At 61.4% G+C, this 3113-nt stretch carries 5 protein-coding genes; all 5 read left to right on the top strand.

The window, feature by feature from the left end:
- Positions 1–68 precede the first annotated feature (68 nt).
- The 5 genes from QKB66_RS11920 to QKB66_RS11900 all read left to right on the top strand — a co-directional run bounded on the left by QKB66_RS11920 (position 69) and on the right by QKB66_RS11900 (position 2991).
- On the top strand, positions 69–1253 hold the full coding sequence (locus QKB66_RS11920; RefSeq protein WP_011272788.1) for an Nramp family divalent metal transporter: 1185 nt from the start codon (positions 69–71) through the stop codon (positions 1251–1253).
- A 20-nt stretch (positions 1254–1273) separates the two neighbouring features.
- Complete coding sequence (locus tag QKB66_RS11915) at positions 1274–1663, top strand: NUDIX hydrolase (protein WP_005292595.1); 390 nt, start codon at positions 1274–1276, stop codon at positions 1661–1663.
- A gap of 62 nt (positions 1664–1725) precedes the next feature.
- Positions 1726–2301: a TetR/AcrR family transcriptional regulator gene (locus QKB66_RS11910; protein WP_248093965.1), complete on the top strand. Its 576-nt coding sequence runs from the start codon at positions 1726–1728 to the stop codon at positions 2299–2301.
- Positions 2298–2660, top strand: a complete 363-nt coding sequence (locus QKB66_RS11905) for a DoxX family protein (RefSeq protein WP_005292602.1) — start codon at positions 2298–2300, stop codon at positions 2658–2660. The genes QKB66_RS11910 and QKB66_RS11905 overlap by 4 nt, the downstream gene beginning before the upstream one ends.
- An 88-nt stretch (positions 2661–2748) precedes the next feature.
- Complete coding sequence (locus QKB66_RS11900; RefSeq protein ID WP_005292604.1) at positions 2749–2991, top strand: CopG family transcriptional regulator; 243 nt, start codon at positions 2749–2751, stop codon at positions 2989–2991.
- Positions 2992–3113: the final 122 nt, after the last annotated feature.

Raw genomic sequence — 3113 nt, 5'->3', positions numbered from 1 at the left:
CCCTGGCTTGAACATATGGCGATGAAAACTATACTTCAAGTAGTTGAACTTTTGGTATGGAGATGCCTATGCGTAAGACCTTAATCAGCCTCACCGGCCCCGCCTTCGTTGCTGCAGTGGCTTACGTCGACCCCGGCAACGTAGCCGCCAACATCAGCGCCGGCTCCCACTACGGCTACCTCCTGGTGTGGGTACTCGTCGTGGCCAACCTCATGGCCATGTTCATCCAGTACCACTCCGCCAAACTGGGCCTAGTCACCCACCGCTCCCTGCCGGAAATCATGGGCGAGCGTCTCTCCCGCCGCGCGCGCCTAGGCATGTGGGCCCAGGCCGAGCTCATCGCCGCGGCCACCGACCTCGCCGAAGTCATCGGCGGCGCCATTGCCCTGCAACTCCTCTTCAACCTCCCCCTGTTCGCGGGCGCGCTCATCATCGGCGCGGTCTCCATCATTCTCCTCATCTTCCAGAAGAAGAACCAGTGGTTCGAGGGGCTTGTCATCGGCCTGCTCCTGGTCATCTGCATCGGCTTCCTTGCCGGCCTCGCCATCGCCCCGCCCGACCCCGCCGACGTGGCCGGCGGCCTCATCCCCCGCCTAGAGGGCAAGGACAGCATCCTGCTGGCCGCCTCCATGTTGGGCGCCACCGTCATGCCGCACGCCATTTACCTACACTCCTCCCTGACCAAGCAGCGCTACCCCGACCTGGAAATCCCCCACGTGCTGGCCGGCACCCGCGCGGACATCGCCGTGGCGCTGTCCATCGCCGGGCTCGTCAACGTGGGCCTGCTGGTCCTGGCGGGCTCGGCCCTCTACGGCGTGGACGGCACAGAGACCATCTCCGGGGCCCACACGGCGATTGCCAGCCACCTCGGCCCGCTGGCCGGCGTTCTCTTCGCCATCGGCCTGCTGGCCAGCGGCCTCGCCTCGACGTCAGTGGGCGCCTACGCCGGCTCCGAAATCATGGACGGCCTGCTTCACATCAAGGTCCCCCTACTAGTCCGCCGCCTGGTCACGCTCATCCCGGCGCTGGTCATCATCGGCTGCGGGGTCGACCCCACTATGGCACTGGTGGTCAGCCAGGCACTTCTTTCCCTGGGCATCCCCTTCGCCATCATCCCGCTTTTCCGCTATGCCGGCTCCCGGGACGTCATGGGTGAGTTCGCCGCGAAACCCTGGTCTATGGCCGTGGGCTGGACGCTTGCCGCGCTGGTCATCGCACTCAATCTCGCCCTCGTGCTCCTGCCGCTGCTCTAGGCCGCCTACAATCAGCAGCCATGATTGAAGTAGCAGCCGTCGTCATCCGCAACCCACAAGGCCACGTGCTTACCGTGCGCAAGAAGTCCTCCACCAAGTACCAACTGCCCGGCGGCAAGCCCGAGGCGGGCGAGGCGCTTGTCGACGCCGCCCTGCGCGAAGTTGCCGAAGAAGTAGGCCTCACCCTCGACGCCGAGAGCCTCAACAAACTCGGCACCTTCGACGCTCCCGCCGCCAACGAACCGGGCGAGGTCGTCGTCGGCACCATCTTCACCTACACCCGCACCGTCACCGCCGACGAACCCCATGCCGCCGCCGAAATCGGCGACACCGCCTGGGTCAACCCAGCAGCCCCCGACCGCGAGCTTGCACACCTGCTGCGCGACCGCGTCTTCCCCACGCTGGCCTAGCGCCAACTGTCAACACTTCGGCGTCATTGACCTCGAAACCATCAAGAGCTACCCTTTTGAACATGTTCACTGAACACGTTCACTCATCGCGCTCGGCCGCCAAAGCTGGCACCGTCAGCAAGGTCCTAGCCACCGCCTACGAACTCTTCCTCACTCAGGGCTACGCCACCACCAGCATCCGGACTATCGCATCCGAAGCTGGCGTTAGCGTGGGAACCGTCATGGGAGTCGGCGACAAACAAACGCTGCTCATCTGCACCATTGGCCAACACATTTCAGAACTCCACGATGACATCCGGGGACAATCCGATAGCCTTCTCGATGTCCTGAGACCTTTCCTCCAGATGTTTACCGGCCACGAAGAGCTCTCCCGCGCCTTTGGCGCAGCACTCATCCAACAAGGCAATCAAGGCGAAGCGCTCACCGCACTCAAAACGCTCCTGACCGATGAAATCACCCTGCGACTCGGCACCAGGCTCAGCAGCGCCGATGCGGCCGAGTACGCCGACCTGCTGTACAACGTCTACCTCGGCTTACTCATCGGCTGGGCCGCCGGAATCTACGACACCGAGCACCTCACATCCCAAGCCGCCTCATCGATCGAACGCCTCAACACCGCATTCGGAGTAACCCAATGATCCTAGAATCTTCCCCAGCCTGGCCCTCCCTTCTACTAGCAGCCATTCTGCTTGGCGACGCCGCCCTCTCCCTCAAACCAGTCCCCTTCATCGAAGCCTGCCTCAGCGGCGTCAAACTCCCCAAGGACTGGTGGTGGGCGCTCATTGTCATCAAGTGCCTCGCCGCCGTAGGACTCATTGCCGGCCTCTGGTTCCCCGGCGTAGGAATCACAGCCATGATTGGAGTCATCGCCTATTTCTGCGCGGCCGCAGCAGCCCATGTCCGCGCCCACTTCCTCGGTAGCGCATTCTGGATCAACTGCTTAGGCATGCTCGCATTCTCCATCGGAGTACTGATCCTGACGCTCGCACTGAATTAAGACACCAGTCAACCTTTCACGGCTTCCTGAAGGCAGATACATCATTGCACCTCTTGAATGATGACTTGATGCTTTCTACCCTAAAGGTATGCGCACGACGATAAACCTCCCGCCGAAACTCCTTGAAGAAACGAAGGTCCAAGCCAAAGCCAACAATGTCACTTTGAGCTCATACGTCGAAGAGGCGGTCCGCGCTGCCCTCAAGAAGGAAGCCCGCATCAGTACCGAAGACACCCCCGTTAACCTGCCCTCCTTCGATTGCGGCGGACCGGCTCTAGTTGATCTCAGCAACAAAGAAGCTGTGTGGGCGGTACTCGATGATCATTCCTGATGTCAACATTCTCGTTTATGCCTTCCACTCCGCTGCACCGCAACATAAACCCGCTCAACAATGGCTAAGTAGTGCTCTAAATCGGCATGAAACAATTGGACTCCTGGATGTTGTGGCAACGG

The organism is Corynebacterium sp. c25Ua_89 (genome assembly GCF_047459735.1).
GTDB classification, from domain to species: domain Bacteria; phylum Actinomycetota; class Actinomycetes; order Mycobacteriales; family Mycobacteriaceae; genus Corynebacterium; species Corynebacterium simulans.
The sequence above is the reverse complement of the archived record's forward strand: the minus strand, read 5'-3'. Positions and strand labels throughout refer to the sequence as shown.

Coding starts and splice junctions, on each gene's coding strand:
- QKB66_RS11900 (WP_005292604.1), top strand. CDS start 2,749: ATGCGCACGACGATAAACCTCCCGCCGAAACTCCTTGAAGAAACGAAG.
- QKB66_RS11920 (WP_011272788.1), top strand. CDS start 69: ATGCGTAAGACCTTAATCAGCCTCACCGGCCCCGCCTTCGTTGCTGCA.
- QKB66_RS11915 (WP_005292595.1), top strand. CDS start 1,274: ATGATTGAAGTAGCAGCCGTCGTCATCCGCAACCCACAAGGCCACGTG.
- QKB66_RS11905 (WP_005292602.1), top strand. CDS start 2,298: ATGATCCTAGAATCTTCCCCAGCCTGGCCCTCCCTTCTACTAGCAGCC.
- QKB66_RS11910 (WP_248093965.1), top strand. CDS start 1,726: ATGTTCACTGAACACGTTCACTCATCGCGCTCGGCCGCCAAAGCTGGC.